Genomic DNA, 17,585 nt, shown 5'->3' with positions numbered 1-17,585 from the left:
TCACCTCCTCTGCATTTCCGGCGACATCAAGAGCAGCGTCAGAGCCTGCTGGCGCGATTCCGCGCGCTCGACGGTTCTCCGCGTTTCGATCGAGGCCGCATCGGCCGCAGCGAATTCCAGGAGATCGAGCGGATCGATGTTGTTGCCGAGCCGCGCGCCGATCTGCGCCGCGATATCGAGCCTGAGCTTCATCCCTTCGGGCGCGGCCCAGGCGGCGGTTGTATCCGGGAAGCCGTTCGGCCCGGCCGGCGACCACAGCGGCTGTCCCAGCAGATTGAGACTGTTCAGATATACGCCGGGATCCTCCGGCACGCGTGCCAGCAGCCGGCCACTCGCGACGAGGAAATCGTAAGGGCTGCGCATCTTGGTCAGCGGCGCGCGCCAGGCCTCGTCGGAATCGACCAGCGCCGTCGCCAGCGCCTTGAGATCGCCGTCGGTCTTGATGAAGACATCGCGCAGGCGCGCAATCAGCGCCGGCGGCGGATCGTCGGCAACGAAATGGCGGACGAACTTGGTGGCGATGAAATTGGCGGTCGAGGGATGCCGCGCGATGTCCGCGAGCGCCGCCTCGCCCTGCGCAAGACCGGCCGGCTCGTAGGTCCTGCCGAGCAGCATTTGCGCGCCCGGCTGGTGTGCGTTGGCGTTGAACACGAAGGAACCCGGGGCACCCAACTGCCCCTGCCTTCCAGCGAAGGTCCAGCCGGTGATGATGCGCGCGAGCGAGGCGACGTCGTCCTGCGTATAGCCGCCGCCGACGCCGAGCGTATGCAGCTCCATGATCTCGCGCGCGAGATTTTCGTTCAGGCCGCGTTTGCGGTTCTGGCCCGCGCGCGAGTCCGGCCCGAGTGATTGCTGGTTGTCGAGGAAGAACAGCATCGCCGGATGCTGCTCGACCGCCTTCAGCATGTCGGCGAAGCGGCCGAGCACGTGCGGCCGGATCGCCTCGCGCTCGAACGCGCCGGCCCAGATCCGCGCCAGCTCGCCCTTACTCGCGGAGATGCAGAAATGATTGGACCAGAACCCCACGAGCCGCTCGGTGAAGCCGCAGGTGATCAGCGTCGCGCGCTGCAACCGCGCCAGCGCTTCGGAGCGGAAGGTCTTTTGAATCACGTTGAGCGGCTGCGGCGCAGGCTTTGCGGCCGGCGCGGCAACGCCCGGCTGCATGGTCTCGGGCTTCGATGCATTGTCGGCCGGTTTCGCTTCGCTCATCTGGCCGGCGATCTCCGTCGCGGCCGCGTTCAGCGAGAGATTGCGGCGGGGAGCGGGCTTCTGTTCGCCCGGCGCCGGCGTCTCGGCGGGCGCGGCGGTCTTCGCCGCTTCGCGCGCCTGCTTGACCTGATCCTGATAGCCGAATACGGCCTGGCCGAGTTGCTGCGTCGACTGCAGACCGGGTGCCTCCAGCAACACGCTGCTCGGACGGGCGAGCTCCGCCTTGACGAAACCGCGCGGATCGGAGCTTGCATTGATGAGATCGCCCGAGGCGCCGCCACGGGCGCCGAGGCCAAAACGGTTGAGCGCGACGAGCGCAGCTTGCGAATCGCGGGCCATCGATTTGTCCTTCGCGTGCCGGGAGCCGCTTTCCGTATCCGCGCGCGTTGCCTAATATATCGCAATGACCGATGAACCCGACATGAAAATCACGGCGAAGCTTCGGCGCAAATCATGACAAATCGGAAAGAATCCTCGTCGCCGGAACCACGCCGCCTCGCCTGCGCGCGCTGCGGCACCGAGTTTACTTGCGATCTCTCGGGCGATTGCTGGTGCGCGGAGGAAGCCGCAAAGCTGCCGATGCCCGTCGCGGGCGAGGACTGCCTGTGCCGGGCGTGTTTGCGCAAAGCGGCGGCGGAGGCAGCCCGTAGCCCGGATGGAGCGCAAGCGTAATCCGGGCGACGAAGTTTACACCTCATACCCCGGCGACTTCCGCGCCGTGCCGTCGAACGCGTCCAGCAGCTTCTCGCGCCAGGCATAAACGGGATCGTCCGCCTCCAGCAGCTTGAACGGACTCACCACGCGCGCCCATTGGAAACCGCCGAACACGATGTAGTCAGCGTAGTTCGGCGCTTCGCCGCCGAGATAAGGCTGCTTCTTCAGGGTCTGCCGCATGATTTCCAGCGACTTGCGGAAGGCGACCACGCCGGTGTCGCGGCTTGCCATGACCTGTTCCAGGGTCTTGCCGCCGAAGCGCGCCTCGCGCGACGTGCGGAAATAGGCCGCGTCGATCTCGGTGAGATTGTTCGGGATGTCGGCGACAATAAGCGGAAAGATGCCGCCGACGATGGCGATGTCGCCGAAAGCATTGATCAAGCGCGCCATGGCGCGGCCGCCCTCGCCGCCGAACAGCGACGGACGGTCCGGAAAATTGTCCTCGAGATAGGTCGCGATGGTCCAGGAATCGACGATCGGCTTGTCATGGTGCAGCAGCACCGGCACCCTCTCCGACCCGTGCGGCTGAAGCGCGCTCTTCTCGGTGAAGCGCCAGGGCAGCGATTCCGCCGCAAGGCCCTTGTGCGCCAGCGCCATCCGCGTGCGCCAGCAATACGGGCTGAAGGGGCGCGCGGGATCGGTGCCGACGAGTTCGTAGAGCTTGAGTGACATGGTTGGCGGCCTCCTCATGCTCCGTCGTTGCGAGGAGCCCTTGCGACGAAGCAATCCAGACTGCTTCCGCGGAGACATTCTGGATTGCTTCGCTTGCGCTCGCAATGATGATGTGGAGAGAGGTGCGCACACCAACATCCGTCGTCATGCCCACGAAGGCTGGGCATCCAGTACGCCGCGGCAGTCATAACACGCCGCCGCTGGTGATTACTGGATCATCCGCCTTCGCGGATGATGACAGCGAGGACGCGGGGAGAGGCGAAGAACTACCGCCCGTTCGCGCGCAGCAGCCTCTCGCCGCCTTCCGTCACAGCGATCACCAGCCCGAGACCCGCAATCGTTTCGCGTGCGACGTAGCCGCGGTCCGCGGCGTCCTCCCAGACGGTGAGGCGCGGGCACGAGGTCTTCCAGGTCGCGATCACCTCCGCATAGGCGCGCGGCTCGCGCGCGACCCATTCGACGAAGTCCAGCACCAGCGGATCGGCGGTCTCGCTCATTGCAAACCTCCCTTGTCGAAGGCGGCCAGAACCGGCGCACGAAGCAACAGCCAGCCGCCATGGACGATGTAGTAGCAGGCAATGGTGGTGATCAGCTTGTTCGACCAGGCGATGAACTGCTGGTCGGTCATGGCTTCGAGGATGCGCCGCGCCAGCGTGGTGCCGACCATCGAGGCTGCAACGGCGACGCCGGCGAGCACGGGATCGAGGCTCGCGGCCTGGTCGATGATGCCGCCGAAATAAATCAGCTTGGTGAAATGGCTGACGAGCTGGCACATCGCCTTGGTCGCCACTTTCTCGCGCCGTCCGAAATCGCCGCCGAGGAAGAAGGTGTCGAGCAGCGGACCGGAGACGCCGGTCATCAGCATCAGCCCCATGCAGATCGTGCCGTAGACCGTGCCCTGCCAGAGACGGTCGGGATCCGGCTTGATGTTCGCGGGCAACAGCCGCGCCATGAACGGGGTGATGCCGAGCAGCAGCAACGCCATCGGCTTGTCCGGAACGTAGCGGGTGAGCGACCAGGCCGCGAGCGCGACGGCAGCGCCGACCATGTAGTTTGCGACCGGCCGCCAGCGGATATGCGCCCGCCACAGGAATGCGCGCCAGCCGTTCGAGGCCATCTGCGTGATCGCATGCAGCACCATCGCGGTCGGCAGCGGCATCAGAGCCAGCAGCACGCCGATCAGGATCAGCCCGCCCGCCATGCCGAACAGCCCCGACAGGAACGCGGTGGCGACCATCAGCAATCCGAGGGCAGCGGTCATGACGGGCGTCACGTGGAGATTCTCCGGTATGGCAAGTAAGGGACGCGGGGAGAGGCGAAGGCAGCGACACCTCCCGGTAAATCAACTTGGAATTACTCTCATTCTTGTGCCTTGCTTGCCTCGCTCGCGCAAACTGAGTTATCTTGGCCTGGCCTCAGCTTTCCTGAGGGTGGTGCAGAAGGGTCTTGCATTTGCGGCGGCTGCTGTTTCTCAACGGCATCAAGGCATTCGAGGCGGCGGCGCGGACCGGCAGCTTTGCCGCGGCCGGGCTCGAGCTGAGCGTGTCGGCGGCCGCCGTCAGCCGCATGGTGCATCTGCTGGAGGAGCGGCTCGGCGTCGCGCTGTTCGAACGCAAGGCCAACCGACTGGTGCTGACGCAGGCCGGCCGCGCCTATCAAAGCGGGCTGACGCCGATCTTCGATGCGCTGGCCAGCCTCACCGCGCAGGTGACGGCGCCCGCGAGCGTCCGCGTGCTCACCATCGGCGTCGGCCATACCTTTGCGATGCGCTGGCTGATCCCGCGCCTGTCGGAGTTCCGCAGCGAGGAGCCCGACATCGAGGTGCGCTTCACCACCGGCGGCGCGGCGGTGCCGTTCGGCGAGGACTGGAGCTGCGGCATCAAGCTCGGCACCGGCGACTGGCCCGGCCTCGTCGCCGAGCCGCTGTTCGCCGGCGACCTCACCCCGGTCTGCGTGCCCCGCCTTGCGAGTGCCCTGAAGCCCCCCGCCGATTTGAAGGGGCCAACCCTGATCCGCGTGGCGCACTCACCCGAGGACTGGCCGATCTGGCTGAAGGCCGCGGGCGTGACGCGGATCAACGCGCGCGGGCCCGAGTTCCAGTTCTACGGCCAGGCGCTGCAGGCCGCCGCCGACGGGCTCGGCATCGCCATGGGCATCCGGCCCTATATCGACGACGACCTCGCCGCCGGCCGGCTGGTCGCGCCGTTCGATCTTTCAGTGCCCAAGGGCATGCGCTGGTATCTGCTCTATCGCAGCTTCCAGACCGAGCAGCGCGACTTTGCCGCGTTCCGCCGCTGGATCATGCGCGCCGCAGCGGAACCCGCCGCCCGCCCGCGGCGGATCGGCCGCGCCGCCGCGCGGAACTGAGCGCCAGCCGCAGGCGGCCCCCCCTTCAGGGAAGGAAGCGCGCAACGGTGCGGAACCGGCGCCTGTCATGTGTCAGGCAAAAAAGCCGCCGCCGTGTGAACGGCTTCACATCCTGAAATCCGCAATCGTGATTCCCTGACCCTCCGAAAAGAAAAGTGGGACCTACACTCATGACGACCCTCTACGACGGCTTTGACATCGAATCTTTCGAGGCCGGCAAAGGCCTTTGGCACGCCCGCATCCGCCGCGCCGACCTCAGCCCCGTCGCCATCGACGGCGTGCTGTTTCCGGCCATGGAGGTCGGTTTCGCCTGGCCCGATCAGAACGCCGCGATCGCCGATGCCAAGCACCACATCGACCGCTTCCGCCGCCGGGCCGACAGCGACGACGAATAAGCGGACAGCAAGCAAACCAGGGACAGTGCAGTTCAAGAGGGGGGCGACCGGTCATGTCAGTCATCGACTTCGAAGACACGTCGCGGCCGAGGATTTACGTCCGCCAGGTGTTGTCGAACTGCCCTGATTGCGACGGTGATCTCACGGTACTCCGGGTGATCGGCGGCCGCGCCGGATGCGAGTACTGGACCATGCGCTGCACCGATTGCGGCGGCGTCCACCTCGACATCCTGGAGCCCTATCAGGCCGCCGAGGACGACGAGGGTCCGCTGCCGGCGGCGTGAGGCCAGAGGCTGCTGCCAACCTGCTGTCAGCAGGCTGCATGGCGCGGGGCATTCGCCCTTTATTGCGGGGCGGACTCGTCCCATATTCGCCCCATGGCGAAGAAACCTGCATCCTCCGAAAAATCCGGTAAATCCCCGAAATCCAAAGCTCACCGCCCCGACGTGCAGCCGATCGGGCCGGCGCTGGCCGAGTTGCTCAATCCCGCGATCAATCGCGGCGACGCCGGGCTTGGATCGGGCACCGGCCTGCAGCCGCCGCCAGATAATTCACGCGACCGCCGCGCCGGGGGCGAGGCGGCCGCACATCGTGCACGCGCTTCGACGCCGAAGGACTTCTCCAGCGACCGCCCGGCGGGACTGGAAGAAGCACCGCAGGCCAATTACGGAACCGCGGCCACCATTCCGACGCTCGATCCGGAACTGGCGCGGCAGCTCGGCTTGCCCACTGAGGAAGACGATGCCGAGGCGCTGGCGCGTCCGCCGCGCAGCAAGATGGAGGCACTCGGCGTCAAGGCCACCGCGGACGCGCTGGAATCCCTGATCCGCGAGGGCCGGCCGGAGTTCCGCAAGGGCGACGGCTCCATGAAAGTGTGGACGCCGCACCGGCCGCCGCGCCCGGAAAAGTCCGAAGGCGGCGTGCGCTTCGAGATCAAGTCGTCCTACGAGCCGCGCGGCGACCAGCCGACCGCGATCGCCGAGCTGGTCGAAGGCATCGAGCGCAACGACCGTTCGCAGGTGCTGCTGGGCGTCACCGGCTCCGGCAAGACCTACACCATGGCCAAGGTGATCGAGGCGACGCAGCGCCCTGCCCTGATCCTGGCGCCGAACAAGACGCTGGCCGCCCAGCTCTATGGCGAGTTCAAGAACTTCTTCCCTGACAACGCGGTCGAGTATTTCGTCAGCTACTACGACTACTACCAGCCGGAAGCCTACGTCCCGCGCACCGACACCTATATCGAGAAGGATTCCTCGATCAACGAGCAGATCGACCGTATGCGCCACTCGGCGACGCGTGCGCTGCTTGAGCGCGACGACGTCATCATTGTCGCCTCGGTATCCTGCATCTACGGTATCGGCTCCGTCGAGACCTACACCGCGATGACCTTCGCGCTGAAGAAGGGCGAGCGCATCGACCAGCGCCAGCTGATCGCCGACCTCGTCGCGCTGCAGTACAAGCGCACCCAGGCCGATTTCACCCGCGGCACGTTTCGCGTGCGCGGCGACGTCATCGACATCTTCCCGGCGCACTATGAAGACCGCGCCTGGCGCGTGAACCTGTTCGGCGACACCATCGAGACCATCGAGGAGTTCGACCCGCTCACCGGCCACAAGCAGGACGAGCTCGAATTCATCAAGATGTACGCCAACTCGCACTATGTGACGCCGCGCCCGACACTGGTGCAGGCGATCAAGTCGATCAAGTCAGAGTTGAAGCAGCGGCTCGACCAGCTCAACAACCAGGGCCGACTGCTGGAGGCGCAGCGGCTGGAGCAGCGCACCACTTTCGACCTCGAGATGATGGAGGCGACGGGAAGCTGCGCCGGCATCGAGAACTATTCGCGCTACCTCACCGGCCGCCGGCCGGGCGAGCCCCCGCCGACGCTGTTCGAATACGTGCCCGACAACGCCCTGATCTTCGCCGACGAGAGCCACGTCACCATCCCGCAGATCGGCGCCATGTTCCGCGGCGACTTCCGCCGCAAGGCGACGCTGGCCGAATACGGCTTCCGCCTGCCGTCCTGCATGGACAACCGCCCGCTCCGGTTCGAGGAATGGGACATGATGCGGCCGCAGACGGTCGCGGTGTCGGCGACGCCGGGCGGCTGGGAGCTGAACGAGAGCGGCGGCGTGTTCGTCGAGCAGGTCATTCGCCCCACCGGGCTTATTGATCCTCCCGTTGATATTCGCCCGGCGCGCACGCAGGTGGACGATCTTGTCGGCGAGGTTCGCGCCACCGCGCAGGCCGGCTATCGCTCGCTGATCACCGTGCTGACCAAGCGGATGGCCGAGGACCTCACCGAATATCTGCACGAGCAGGGCATTCGCGTGCGCTACATGCACAGCGATATCGACACCATCGAGCGCATCGAGATCATCCGCGATTTGCGTCTCGGTGCGTTCGACGCGCTGGTCGGCATCAACCTCTTGCGCGAAGGCCTCGACATTCCCGAATGCGCCCTGGTTGCGATCCTCGATGCCGATAAGGAAGGCTTCTTGCGCAGCGAGACCTCGCTGATCCAGACCATCGGCCGCGCCGCGCGCAATGTGGACGGCAAGGTGATCCTCTACGCCGACCAGATGACCGGCTCGATGGAGCGCGCCATCGCCGAGACCAACCGCCGCCGCGAGAAGCAGGTGGAGTACAACAACGCCAACGGCATCACGCCGGAGAGCGTGAAGAAGCAGATCGGCGATATCCTCAACTCCGTCTACGAGCGCGACCACGTGCTGGTCGAGGTCGGCGGCCACGACATGACCGACGACGTCATCTCGATCGGCCACAATTTCGAGGCCGTGCTCGCCGATCTCGAAACCCGCATGCGCGAAGCCGCCGCCGATCTGAACTTCGAGGAAGCCGCGCGCCTGCGCGACGAGGTCAAGCGCCTGCGTGCCACCGAGCTCGCCGTGGTCGACGACCCCACCGCCAAGCAGCGCGCCGTCGCGGGCAAGGCCGGCGCCTATGCCGGCAGCAAGAAGTACGGCGACGCCGCCAATTTGCCCGTCAGCGCCATGAAGAAGAGGACCGTGGGCTCCGCGCTCAAAGCCAGCGCCGGCGGCAGCGGCTCAAAAGTGCAAAAGCCGCATCTCGACGAGATGCACGGCCCGGAATCGCTGCCCTTCCGCGAGAACCGCGCGCTGCCGTCAAAGCCGTTCGGCAGCACCAGCCGCATCATCCAGCCGACGGATTCGCGGCAGTCGGGTCCGGAGTTCGGGCCGGCGCCGAAGTCGACGGGCGGAGCGCCGGGGCGGCGCGGGGGGGGGAAGAAGAGGTAGGCGGCGGAGTTTCGTTCGCGCTTGTCGTGGTTATTGGGTCTCAGATGCACAGTTGCGCATCATAGCTCGCCGCCTTCGAACTTCGGGGGCAGGTTGCCGCGCCTCGGAATAACGGAGGCTACAGCTTCCCCTGCCCGTTGACCTGGCTCTGCTGCTGCCGCTGCTTCTCCTGCTCCCTGGCGTGGTGCCGGCCGTAGAGGCAGGCGGCGGCGGCGCCCAGCACGCCGTGATGACCGGCATAGTGGCCGGCGACGCCGCCGACGATGGCGCCCTTGATGCAGCCCTTGGCGTTGGCCGCGGAGGTCGCGCTGCACATGAGCAGCACGGTGGCGATGGCGACGATAGATTTCATGGACCGATATCTCCGGATGCAATGCTGCGCTTTCAACGGGCACGGCTGGGTTCGGGTTCCAGCACCTGGGCAAGACGCGTCGCGCAGATAGGCATGCAGCGTCATCACGAGGTGCAAAGCACCGGATGCAGACAGGAGCACAACCGGAACTTGCATCCCATGAACGCGGCATGGCGCTCGCGCGACTTAGTTGGCAAGCACCTCTGTGTTTTTACGGATTGATGGACCTGCGAGGCGCACGGTGGCGTTTGCAATCCACGGCCAACGAGGGCGGGAGCAGCATGACGGTTGAATCGCTGAACAGGCAACGCGTGCTGCATCTGCTCGACGCCTTCGCGCGTGGCGATCTCGAGGCCGCGCTGGCGTGCTGCACCGACGATGTCGACTTCCTCACCCATGCGCCGATCGACGTGCTGCCGCATATGGTGCCGCGCCACGGCAAGCAGGAGCTACGCGAGCTCTGGCAGACGGTGTGGTCGCGCTATTCGGAGATCCGCTACAAGACACCGCACATCCTCGCCGAGGGCCAGGCGGTCGCGACCTACATGCAGGCCTATTTCAGGAAGCGCAGCAACGACCGCATCGTGCAGTTCGACATGGCCGTATTCTATACCTTCCGCGGCGGGCTAGTGGCCGAGATCCGCGAGATCATCGATTCCTACGATCTGGTGCAGCAGGTGCTGGAGCGCGAGATCGGGCCGCTGATCACGGGCGCGCGGACCTGCCCGGAATAGACCCGCCCGGGCTCAAGCGAGATCGGATCAACGCACGTCAGTTGGGCGTAGGCCGGCTGGGTGGCCTGGCATCCTTTGCCTCCGGCCGCTTGGCTGATACCGCCCCCTTGGCCGCGGGCTGCGGCGAGGGCGCGACCGGCCCCGATTGTCCGACATTGACCGAGAGTCCGAACAGCCGCCACTGGTTGTTGACCGGCTCGTACAGCAGCTCAAAATTCACCTGCGACGGCACCGATGGAAAGAAGCCCGCCATGCGCATCATCCCGCCCGGCTCGATCTGCGGCAGCAGGCTGAGCTGCGGGTCGATGACGGCAACGCCCGCCAGGTCGAGCTTGTCGTTGCGCTGAGCGGCGAAGATCTCGGCCAAACGCGCCGCGGTGTTGGCGGCCTGAAATCCGGGCGCGCCGAGATCGCGCAGGACCGTGTAGTTGCCCGTCTTGTTGGCGTGGTCCAGCGCCAGCAGCGTCGACCTCACCAGCATCAGGACACCGTTGCGGTCGATATTGGCCGGCTTGGGCGCGTCCGCCTGCTGTGCGGCCGCAACGAGGCAACTCGCCACCCAAACGAGCAGCGCAACGCCTAGCCGGCCTCCGATCCTTGCGAACCCACGATCAGCCACTGGAGAGATACAGCCCCTCGCCCATCTGCCGCGCCTGTTCTTGTGCTGCCGCCGAGGTTGAGGACATGCGCGTTGAGACTGATATAGCAGGGCGCTTCGATCGAGCGCAAATGCGTTTCCCCCTTGCTCCAATCGGACAGAGCCGCCTGCAGAGCGACAGGCTGTGTCGACTGCGTCACACTCGTCAAGGGCGTGGCCCGGGCGTGTTGCTAAATGTTTCCTTGCTACGAACGATGCCGCTAGATTTGTCCCAAAGCGACCACGTTTGGTGGTCCGAGGGGGCAAACATCATGTTCTTCGCGCTTCTCTGCTCGCGCGCGGCTGGCGCGCGCGGTCGTGACCTCCTTGTCGCCTCGCTGGTCGGGACAGCCGTGCTGGCGCCGACCTCGTTCGCGACGATCCGTCCCGCTGCAGCGCAATTCGTCTGCGGTGGCAGCGCCACCGGCGGCGAACCGCAGAGCGGCGCAGGCGCGACCGCCACCAACTCCCATGATACGGCCTGCGGCGTCGCGGCCAGTGCCACCGGCGCCACTGCTGGCGTTTCGGGCGGCGCCACGGCCATCGGCTTTGGGGCCTACGCCATCGGCGACAACTCGACGACGATCGGAAGTTTCGCCGGAACGACCGCCACCGTGGCCGGCGTCACCAGTATCGGGGCCAACGCCAATGCGACCACCGGCTCGATCGGACTTTACTCCACGGCGATCGGCGCCGGATCCAATCCGAGCGCGCTCGTCGAGGTCCTGTCCCGCGGAAACTACAGCGTCGCCATTGGCGGCGGCGACGGCGTCGGCGCGACGCCTGCGCAATCTTTCGGGACGCGCAGCGTGGCGATCGGCGGAAGCACCGTCGCCAACTCCGCAGACTCCACCGTGGTCGGGTCCAACTCCACCGTGACCGGCATCAACAGCGCGTCATTCGGCACCACCAATACGATTTCGGGCATTGCCAGCACGGCGAGCGGCAGCAGCAACAACATCACCGGCAACAACAGCGGCTCGTTCGGCAGCGCCAATACGATCAACGGCACCTCGAGCATCGCGAGCGGCAGCAGCAATTCGATCACGGGCAGCAACAGCGGCGCGTTCGGCAGCTCGAACACCGTCAACACCAACGGCAGTTTCGCGGTCGGCGTCTCCAACACCGTCACCGGGTCCCGTGCCGTCGCCGTCGGCGTCGCCACGACCGTCATCGGTAACAGCGCAGCCGGCATCGGTGACGCGGCCACGGCCTCGGGCCGCATCGCCAGCGCGTTCGGCGCGCTCGCCAATGCCGGCGGCGCCTTCGGCAACGAGGGCACCACGGCGCTCGGCAGTGGCGCGCAGGCGGGCACCGGAGCATCCGGTCAGACCTACGCCACCGCGGTCGGCGGCAACGCGGCGGCGCAAGGGGCGAATGCGATCGCGATTGGAGGAAACATCGGCAGTGGGGCCGGCTTTGCCGCCTATGCGTCAGCGAGCAACGCTGTGGCGATCGGCAACGGCTCGCAAGCAACGCGCACGAATGCCATCGCACAGGGCAGCGGTGCGGTCGCCAGCGGGAACGACGCCGTTGCGCTCGGCACCGGCGCGCAGGCGACGGCCGTCAACGCGATCGCCCAGGGCAACGGCGCCGTCGCCAGCGGTCCCAATGCGATCGCGGTGGGAACGGGCGCCGTCGCAACCGGCTCCGTCGCGGTCGGAAACGCCGCCCAGGCCGCCAATGGCGGCGCGGCGTTCGGCGACTTCGCGGTGGCGACCGGCGGCACGGCCAACGTGTCGTCGTCGACCGCGCTCGGTAATTCGGCTGTGGCCACGACAGCCAATGCCGTCGCCGTCGGCCAGAGCGCCACGGTCGCAGCCGTCGGCGGTACCGCCCTCGGCGCCGGCGCCGTCGTGCAGGCGGCGGCCACGAATTCGGTGGCCATTGGTACGGGCTCGGTCGCGTCTGCCGCGAACACGGTCTCGGTGGGATCGGCAGGCAATGAGCGTCGCGTCGCCAACGTCGCCGCCGGCATCGCGCCGACCGACGCCGTCAATGTCAGCCAGCTCAGCGGCATCACGTCCGGTTTCCAGAGCCAGCTCAGCGGACTGCAGGGCCAGATCACCACCAACCAGCTCGAGGCGCGCCGCGGTATTGCGGCCACGGCAGCTCTTGCCGTCGCCGCCACACCGTCCGGCCCCGGCCGCACCACGGTCTCGCTCAACACCGGCTTCTTCCAAGGTCAGACCGGCGTCGGCGTCGCCGTCGCTCACCGTCTCAACCTCTCGTCGGCCATGCCGCTGATGGTGCAAGGCAGCTTCGCCAATGCGGGCGGGATGAATGTCGGTCGCGCCGGGGTGGCGGTGGAGTTTTAGGGCCGCTGCGGCCCGGATTTTCGCCGACAGCCCGGGAAAATACGGGGTTCTATTGCAAATCTCACAACCCCAGTTCAATTGCGCATTGCGAAAACGTGAATTGTGTTTTGGCCGAAATCCGCTAATTTATTTGCATACAAATGAGTTCAGCCCCGGCGCCTGACTGCGCATGGGGTTGTTTTCCGTTTTTTTCCGTAAAGCCAGCTTCAGGACTGCCCAAAATGACAGAGCACAGCCTCTGGCGTTTCTCGCGCGCGTTGCACCGCGCGATCAACGACCGGCATTTCGAGGATATCGAGGCCTTGATCGACGAGGACGTCGAGTGGGCGCTCTACGGCCCGATCGACATGTTTCCGTTCCTCGGCGCGCGCCAGGGCAAGCACGCCGTGCTCGACGTCATCCGCCAGCTCGCCGACAACTTCCAGGTCCGCCGCTTCGATCGCGAGAGCATCATGCTGGGCGTCGATTCCGCCGCCTCGATGCTGCGCTATTCGCTGACGGCGCTGGATTCCAACAAGCCGATCAGCCTGCGGGTCGCGCAATTCGCCCAGTTCAGGGCGGGCAAGCTCGTCAGCATGCGCGTCCTGATCGACACATTCGATCTGGTCGAGCAGGCACTCGGCCGCGCCATTCATCTGCCGAAGATGACCAGCGTCGGCTAACGCATGATCCGGCCCCGAAGGGCCGCGTCAGCGCAAAGTGCGAAGCGGTTTTCCGAAAAAGATCGTGCGCAAACATCAACCTGAAGCGCGATGAAAATCATCGCGCTTCAGGGGGACGCCAACGGGCCCCGCTGTCCGGGACCGATGACAATGCTGACTGCGACGTCCTGGCCTCCAGCCCCGCCGGATGCCGTCGCGTCAAGAAGTCGTCATCGGGCGCGCGCCTTTCGCGCGGTCCGTTGGTTCGTCGCCCTTGAAGGCACCGCCACAATTTCGCGACGATGGATCAGCATTTTCAGCGCGGAATGGCGCATGGCCTACGGCTGATATATACGATCGGACAGCATGCGCTGGGGTTCGCGGGCAGGACGATGGAATTCTCGACAGGTTTTGGCTGGACCCGGCTGCCAGTGCTGGCGGCCGCATTCGTTTTGGGCTCGGTGCTGACCGTGTCGGCACAGATCACCCCGCCGGTAGCGGCGACGCCTGACGACGAGGCCGAAACCGAGACGGCGGAAGCTCCGGACGTCAGCAACCCCGATGTGCTCAAAGGCATCGACGTCGACAAGCTCGACTGGAGCCAGCTCGCGGTGGATGCCGGCACCGGCATCGATCCCATGGCTGCCAAGAAGCGCGCCCAGGCTGCCGCCAAGGACGGGCTGGACTGGTCGTCGAACGCCAATACCAACGGCTCCTCGGCGGTCACGGTGAAGCAGTCCGTGTTCTCGTTCTGGGACACGCGGGTCGGCGCCGACATGACGGGGGCGAGCGAGCCGCGGACGATGTCCGAGTTGCTGGCGCAAAAGGCCACCAACGGCGGCACCCTGCCGCAATCCTCGGGCAGCGCCTGGGCGACGGCGACCGCGCCCGGCGCGGGGTCGATCTGGGACAAGACCGCCGTGGAAGCCCGCGTCGATCCCGGCGCCGAGCACAGCAAGATCGGGGCCTCGCTGACCAGATCGGTGCCGCTGTCGAGCGACACCTCGCTGACGCTGCAGAACGGCTACAGCGTCAATCAGCAGGGCACCACCGCCGTGCCCGGCATCGGCGGCCACATCACGCGCAATTACGAGACCGACCAGTCCGCCAAGGTCACCCTCACCGACACCGGCACCAGCATCACCGCCGGGCAGACGCTGTCGACCACCGACGACAAATGGCTGCGCAAGGTCGGCGCCGAGCAAAAGCTGTTCGACAATGTCACCGTCTCCGGCTCGGTCGGCGAAACCTCGCAAGGCGTGATCAACAAGAGCCTGTCGGCGGGATTCAAGAAGAGCTGGTGAGTTCTTCGCCTCTCCTCGCGTGCGGGGGAGTGAAGCACGGGCCGAGCCGCCAATCACGTCGTGGCTGCAGCGATTTAGACTTCCCTAACCATACGCCACGGCAATACCTCCGAATGGTCCGCCCTTGCCGCATCTCGGCCCATTTGCGGTCAAAATCGGACGCCCTGATAGGGAAGCCTCACAGACGTCGTCGTGCGGGAACACTCGCGCTGCGCTCAACGCGAACAGGGGAACAACGATGAACGCCATGCGTCCGGAAAAGATCGAAACCACCGAGACCGAGACGGTCGATACCAACCTCGCCGCCGTGACCGAGGTCGAGGCCGGCATCCGTGACTTCGTCCGCAACGATATCGCCTATCTGCGCCGTCCGGCATCGAGCACGCCCGATCCCCCGCCGCTCGATCCGAGTGCGGAAGCCACCGTCAACAACGTCAACTCGCTGATCCAGCGTGTCGCCGGCACCTCGCTCGCCGAGATCGAGAACCTGATCTCCGAACTCGAGAGCCTGCGCGACCTGCTCCATGCCGAAGGCCAGCGCGTCCAGCGCGAGATCTCCGGCTATGCCCAGCTCAGCCAGGCCGCGATGAAGTCGACCCGCATGATCGCCGACAACGTCGCGCAGTGGAAGCGCGCCGCCGACGGTCTGCGCAACAGCTGATCACTGGCACGCACCATCATTCGCCGCCGCGTTCCCGGAAGGGAGCGCGGCGGTTTTGATTCTGAGGTTTGGGTCTCGCGGCCGTTTCTCCGACACGGGTGTCATCACCTGCGAAGGCGGGGCATGACAGCGGCGATTGTGGCGCGACCAGCGCAGGCTTGAACCCTCAGCCGTTTCCCGGCGACCAATGCCAAGCGCCCGCAGCCTTGCGGCCGGGCTTGGGGACATTTCAGATGGAAAGCATTCGGCCCGACACCACGGACCCGATCCCGTTGCGGCCCGCGCCGAACCAGTTCGGCACGATCATGCTGCGCTTTGTCGGGCTGCTGGCGGGTGCGATCGCCGTCCTGGCGTTCGTCTATAGCCGCTAAGGCGGGGCCATCGGCCCCGGAACGTTAACAGAGCGTTACCGGGCGGCTTCCACGGTCGAGGCTTCCAGGGTGTAGGCGCCGTCGGCATAGCCCTTCACCACCATGCCGGCGACCAGCATCACGGCCAGCGTCGCGGTCGCGAAGATAAATCCAACAAACTTGAGTGCGCCGCGATCTGCCATGGTCCTCGTCCCCTGTCGTCCGCCCAATTCGTTTCAAATAGACAGCGACAGGTTCATAATTAGTTAGCAACTGACTGGTTCCGCCAAACTGCTTTGCGGCCACCATGTTGCGCAGGCTTATGGCAGCCACCCTGAATCGCGTCCATAGCGCGCGGGCAACACTCGCGCGCTCATTTACCCGTTCATCTTGGAACGAATCTAACCGCTCTTGCGCAGCGGCACGAAGGCTGAGGCGGTGATGGAATAGACCTCCTCGCCGCGCTGGTTGGTGCCGGTGGTGCGGGCGGTCAGGATGCCCCAGCCGGGGCGCGAGGCGGAGACACGCTTGTCGGTGACGACATTGACGTAAGCGACGGTGTCGCCGGCGAGCACCGGCCTGATCCAGCGCAGATCGCGAAAGCCCGGCGACGGGCCCCACACGGCGACCTCCTCGCCGCGCGAGGCGGCCTCGCGCGCCAGACGCTGGCCGTCGGCGACAAGCAGGCTCATGCAGGCCGAGCCGACATGCCAGCCCGATGCGGCGAGCCCACCGAACAGCGAGTTCTTGCCCTCTTCCTCGTCGAGATGAAAACGCTGCGGATCGAACTTGGCGGCAAATGTCTTGATGGCCTCTGCCGTAAACGTGTAGCTGCCGATCTCGCGGCGCTGGCCGATCTCGATGTCGTCGAAGAACCGCATCAGGCAGCCCCCTCGCGCCGCTTGATCAGGATCGGCGAGGTCATCTCGCCCAGCGCCTCACCCCTGGCGTTGCGGACGGTGCATTTGAACTTGACGATGCCGAGCTCGGGCCGGCTCTTCGAGGTGCGCGCCTCCAGCACATCGACATCGAGCGTGAGGTCGTCGCCGGGGCGCAGCGGCGAGAGCCAACGCACCTCGTCGACGCCGGGGGAGCCCAGAGATGCGGCGCGGGTGATGAAGCCATCGGCCATCATCCGCATCATCAGCGAGCAGAGATGCCAGCCCGAGCCGGACAGGCCGCGCAGCATGCTCCTGGCTGCGGCCTCCTCGTCCAGATGCATCGGCTGCGGATCGAACTCGGCCGCAAAGGCCACAATCTCGTCGCGGGTGACATGGCGCGGGCCGAACGTGCCGAACCGGCCGAGCGGGAAATCTTCGAAGGTCAGGGTCATCTTGGGAAAGCTTTGCGGGAATGACAGATTGTGGCCGCACTTTGCGGCAATCACAACCCGCCGGCCCGCATGGCTCGTGCTACATATCACGCGGCGGCTTTGGTCTGAGTCGGATCAGCCGCGGGCCAGGATCCTGTGCCGCGGCCCGATTTGACGTCCCGGTCTGCCTTGGGATCTGCCTTGGGATCTGCCTTGGAACTTGCTTTGGAATTTGCCTTGGGGAGAGCAATGTTTTCATTCAGCGACCTGTTTCAATGGGACCGCTTCATCACGCCGACGATCATCAAGACCTTCTATTGGTTGGTGATCGCGCTGATCTGCCTGTTCGGTCTTTCCGGCATCTTCTCAGGGCTCGCCGCGATGGCGATCAGCCCGTTCGGCGGCTTCCTGATGCTGCTGTCGTCGATCGCGAGCGTCGTCGTCGGCGTCGTCTTCTCGCGCATCCTGGCGGAGCTGATCCTGATCGTCTTCCGCATCAACGAGCATCTCGGCGCGATCCGCGACCAGGGATCAGGGATGCGATAGCCCGTCATTTCCGGGCGCGCGCAGCGCGAACTATGGTGCGCAATTGCGCACTGAGAATCTATCAGGCCTCAGAACAAGCGGATGAATGGATTCCG

At 65.9% G+C, this 17,585-nt stretch carries 21 protein-coding genes; 12 read left to right on the top strand and 9 right to left on the bottom strand.

What is annotated here, in order from left to right; all coding sequences use genetic code 11:
* Positions 1-1,548: a DUF1800 domain-containing protein gene (locus X268_RS03490; RefSeq protein WP_128923631.1), complete on the bottom strand. Its 1,548-nt coding sequence runs from the start codon at positions 1,546-1,548 to the stop codon at positions 1-3.
* Between the two features lie 114 nt (positions 1,549-1,662).
* On the opposite strand from X268_RS03490, the gene X268_RS39940 reads away from it, so the two are divergent.
* Positions 1,663-1,881 carry a hypothetical protein gene (locus X268_RS39940; RefSeq protein WP_128923630.1) on the top strand — a complete coding sequence of 73 codons (219 nt, stop codon included), beginning with the start codon at positions 1,663-1,665 and terminating at the stop codon, positions 1,879-1,881.
* Positions 1,882-1,896: 15 nt separating this feature from the next.
* On the opposite strand, the gene X268_RS03480 is transcribed toward X268_RS39940, so the two are convergent.
* From X268_RS03480 to X268_RS03470, 3 genes are all read right to left on the bottom strand, one after another.
* Entirely contained in the window at positions 1,897-2,595 is a 699-nt protein-coding gene (locus X268_RS03480; RefSeq protein ID WP_164937505.1) for a glutathione S-transferase family protein, read from the bottom strand.
* 266 nt (positions 2,596-2,861) lie between these two features.
* Entirely contained in the window at positions 2,862-3,092 is a 231-nt protein-coding gene (locus X268_RS03475) for a hypothetical protein (RefSeq protein WP_128923628.1), read from the bottom strand.
* Positions 3,089-3,868, bottom strand: a complete 780-nt coding sequence (locus tag X268_RS03470) for a sulfite exporter TauE/SafE family protein (protein ID WP_128923627.1) — start codon at positions 3,866-3,868, stop codon at positions 3,089-3,091. The genes X268_RS03475 and X268_RS03470 overlap by 4 nt, the downstream gene beginning before the upstream one ends.
* A 179-nt stretch (positions 3,869-4,047) precedes the next feature.
* Here X268_RS03470 and X268_RS03465 point away from each other — a divergent pair, with 179 nt between their 5' ends.
* From X268_RS03465 to uvrB, 4 genes are all read left to right on the top strand, one after another.
* Entirely contained in the window at positions 4,048-4,962 is a 915-nt protein-coding gene (locus X268_RS03465) for a LysR substrate-binding domain-containing protein (protein WP_128929137.1), read from the top strand.
* 170 nt (positions 4,963-5,132) lie between these two features.
* On the top strand, positions 5,133-5,357 hold the full coding sequence (locus X268_RS03460) for a hypothetical protein (protein WP_018318312.1): 225 nt from the start codon (positions 5,133-5,135) through the stop codon (positions 5,355-5,357).
* A 53-nt stretch (positions 5,358-5,410) separates the two neighbouring features.
* On the top strand, positions 5,411-5,641 hold the full coding sequence (locus X268_RS03455) for a hypothetical protein (protein ID WP_128923626.1): 231 nt from the start codon (positions 5,411-5,413) through the stop codon (positions 5,639-5,641).
* A gap of 93 nt (positions 5,642-5,734) precedes the next feature.
* Positions 5,735-8,635 carry an excinuclease ABC subunit UvrB gene (gene uvrB / locus X268_RS03450; protein WP_128923625.1) on the top strand — a complete coding sequence of 967 codons (2,901 nt, stop codon included), beginning with the start codon at positions 5,735-5,737 and terminating at the stop codon, positions 8,633-8,635.
* Positions 8,636-8,753: 118 nt separating this feature from the next.
* Here uvrB and X268_RS03445 read toward each other — a convergent pair whose 3' ends face one another.
* Positions 8,754-8,987: a hypothetical protein gene (locus X268_RS03445; protein ID WP_128923624.1), complete on the bottom strand. Its 234-nt coding sequence runs from the start codon at positions 8,985-8,987 to the stop codon at positions 8,754-8,756.
* A 281-nt stretch (positions 8,988-9,268) separates the two neighbouring features.
* On the opposite strand from X268_RS03445, the gene X268_RS03440 reads away from it, so the two are divergent.
* Entirely contained in the window at positions 9,269-9,721 is a 453-nt protein-coding gene (locus tag X268_RS03440; RefSeq protein ID WP_128923623.1) for a nuclear transport factor 2 family protein, read from the top strand.
* A 37-nt stretch (positions 9,722-9,758) separates the two neighbouring features.
* On the opposite strand, the gene X268_RS03435 is transcribed toward X268_RS03440, so the two are convergent.
* Positions 9,759-10,292 carry a hypothetical protein gene (locus X268_RS03435; RefSeq protein ID WP_245477926.1) on the bottom strand — a complete coding sequence of 178 codons (534 nt, stop codon included), beginning with the start codon at positions 10,290-10,292 and terminating at the stop codon, positions 9,759-9,761.
* Between the two features lie 338 nt (positions 10,293-10,630).
* Here X268_RS03435 and X268_RS03430 point away from each other — a divergent pair, with 338 nt between their 5' ends.
* The 5 genes from X268_RS03430 (at position 10,631) to X268_RS39185 (ending at position 15,653) form a co-directional block, all read left to right on the top strand.
* Positions 10,631-12,676 (top strand): YadA family autotransporter adhesin, encoded by a 2,046-nt coding sequence (locus X268_RS03430; protein WP_128923622.1) that lies wholly within the window; start codon positions 10,631-10,633, stop codon positions 12,674-12,676.
* Positions 12,677-12,897: 221 nt separating this feature from the next.
* Positions 12,898-13,338, top strand: coding sequence for a nuclear transport factor 2 family protein (locus X268_RS03425; protein ID WP_128923621.1), 441 nt, complete (start codon positions 12,898-12,900; stop codon positions 13,336-13,338).
* A gap of 371 nt (positions 13,339-13,709) precedes the next feature.
* Positions 13,710-14,621, top strand: coding sequence for a hypothetical protein (locus X268_RS03420; protein ID WP_128923620.1), 912 nt, complete (start codon positions 13,710-13,712; stop codon positions 14,619-14,621).
* A 238-nt stretch (positions 14,622-14,859) separates the two neighbouring features.
* Positions 14,860-15,282, top strand: a complete 423-nt coding sequence (locus X268_RS03415) for a hypothetical protein (RefSeq protein ID WP_128923619.1) — start codon at positions 14,860-14,862, stop codon at positions 15,280-15,282.
* Between the two features lie 233 nt (positions 15,283-15,515).
* Positions 15,516-15,653, top strand: a complete 138-nt coding sequence (locus X268_RS39185; RefSeq protein ID WP_164937504.1) for a hypothetical protein — start codon at positions 15,516-15,518, stop codon at positions 15,651-15,653.
* A 35-nt stretch (positions 15,654-15,688) separates the two neighbouring features.
* Here the strand turns inward: X268_RS39185 and X268_RS39180 are convergent, their stop codons facing one another.
* The 3 genes from X268_RS39180 to X268_RS03405 form a co-directional block, all read right to left on the bottom strand.
* The gene (locus tag X268_RS39180) at positions 15,689-15,835 is read right to left on the bottom strand and encodes a hypothetical protein (RefSeq protein WP_027545961.1); all 147 of its coding nucleotides are present in this window, start codon (positions 15,833-15,835) and stop codon (positions 15,689-15,691) included.
* A gap of 198 nt (positions 15,836-16,033) precedes the next feature.
* The gene (locus X268_RS03410; protein WP_128923618.1) at positions 16,034-16,513 is read right to left on the bottom strand and encodes a MaoC family dehydratase; all 480 of its coding nucleotides are present in this window, start codon (positions 16,511-16,513) and stop codon (positions 16,034-16,036) included.
* Positions 16,513-16,965, bottom strand: a complete 453-nt coding sequence (locus X268_RS03405; RefSeq protein WP_128923617.1) for a MaoC family dehydratase — start codon at positions 16,963-16,965, stop codon at positions 16,513-16,515. Before X268_RS03405 ends, X268_RS03410 begins: the two co-directional genes overlap by 1 nt.
* Before the next feature lie 228 nt (positions 16,966-17,193).
* Between X268_RS03405 and X268_RS03400 the strand changes: the two genes are divergently transcribed.
* Positions 17,194-17,490: a DUF4282 domain-containing protein gene (locus tag X268_RS03400; RefSeq protein ID WP_128923616.1), complete on the top strand. Its 297-nt coding sequence runs from the start codon at positions 17,194-17,196 to the stop codon at positions 17,488-17,490.
* The last annotated feature ends 95 nt before the right edge of the window (positions 17,491-17,585 follow it).

Origin of the sequence: Bradyrhizobium guangxiense, assembly GCF_004114915.1 — a bacterium.
Taxonomy (GTDB): domain Bacteria; phylum Pseudomonadota; class Alphaproteobacteria; order Rhizobiales; family Xanthobacteraceae; genus Bradyrhizobium; species Bradyrhizobium guangxiense.
This window is presented reverse-complemented; position numbering and strand designations above follow the sequence as displayed.

What these genes read in the sequence shown, in the direction of transcription:
- X268_RS03490 (WP_128923631.1), bottom strand. Translation starts at nt 1,548, where the DNA reads ATGGCCCGCGATTCGCAAGCTGCGCTCGTCGCGCTCAACCGTTTTGGC.
- X268_RS39940 (WP_128923630.1), top strand. Translation starts at nt 1,663, where the DNA reads ATGACAAATCGGAAAGAATCCTCGTCGCCGGAACCACGCCGCCTCGCC.
- X268_RS03480 (WP_164937505.1), bottom strand. Translation starts at nt 2,595, where the DNA reads ATGTCACTCAAGCTCTACGAACTCGTCGGCACCGATCCCGCGCGCCCC.
- X268_RS03475 (WP_128923628.1), bottom strand. Translation starts at nt 3,092, where the DNA reads ATGAGCGAGACCGCCGATCCGCTGGTGCTGGACTTCGTCGAATGGGTC.
- X268_RS03460 (WP_018318312.1), top strand. Translation starts at nt 5,133, where the DNA reads ATGACGACCCTCTACGACGGCTTTGACATCGAATCTTTCGAGGCCGGC.
- X268_RS03455 (WP_128923626.1), top strand. Translation starts at nt 5,411, where the DNA reads ATGTCAGTCATCGACTTCGAAGACACGTCGCGGCCGAGGATTTACGTC.
- uvrB (WP_128923625.1), top strand. Translation starts at nt 5,735, where the DNA reads ATGGCGAAGAAACCTGCATCCTCCGAAAAATCCGGTAAATCCCCGAAA.
- X268_RS03445 (WP_128923624.1), bottom strand. Translation starts at nt 8,987, where the DNA reads ATGAAATCTATCGTCGCCATCGCCACCGTGCTGCTCATGTGCAGCGCG.
- X268_RS03440 (WP_128923623.1), top strand. Translation starts at nt 9,269, where the DNA reads ATGACGGTTGAATCGCTGAACAGGCAACGCGTGCTGCATCTGCTCGAC.
- X268_RS03430 (WP_128923622.1), top strand. Translation starts at nt 10,631, where the DNA reads ATGTTCTTCGCGCTTCTCTGCTCGCGCGCGGCTGGCGCGCGCGGTCGT.
- X268_RS03425 (WP_128923621.1), top strand. Translation starts at nt 12,898, where the DNA reads ATGACAGAGCACAGCCTCTGGCGTTTCTCGCGCGCGTTGCACCGCGCG.
- X268_RS03420 (WP_128923620.1), top strand. Translation starts at nt 13,710, where the DNA reads ATGGAATTCTCGACAGGTTTTGGCTGGACCCGGCTGCCAGTGCTGGCG.
- X268_RS03415 (WP_128923619.1), top strand. Translation starts at nt 14,860, where the DNA reads ATGAACGCCATGCGTCCGGAAAAGATCGAAACCACCGAGACCGAGACG.
- X268_RS39185 (WP_164937504.1), top strand. Translation starts at nt 15,516, where the DNA reads ATGGAAAGCATTCGGCCCGACACCACGGACCCGATCCCGTTGCGGCCC.
- X268_RS39180 (WP_027545961.1), bottom strand. Translation starts at nt 15,835, where the DNA reads ATGGCAGATCGCGGCGCACTCAAGTTTGTTGGATTTATCTTCGCGACC.
- X268_RS03410 (WP_128923618.1), bottom strand. Translation starts at nt 16,513, where the DNA reads ATGCGGTTCTTCGACGACATCGAGATCGGCCAGCGCCGCGAGATCGGC.
- X268_RS03405 (WP_128923617.1), bottom strand. Translation starts at nt 16,965, where the DNA reads ATGACCCTGACCTTCGAAGATTTCCCGCTCGGCCGGTTCGGCACGTTC.
- X268_RS03400 (WP_128923616.1), top strand. Translation starts at nt 17,194, where the DNA reads ATGTTTTCATTCAGCGACCTGTTTCAATGGGACCGCTTCATCACGCCG.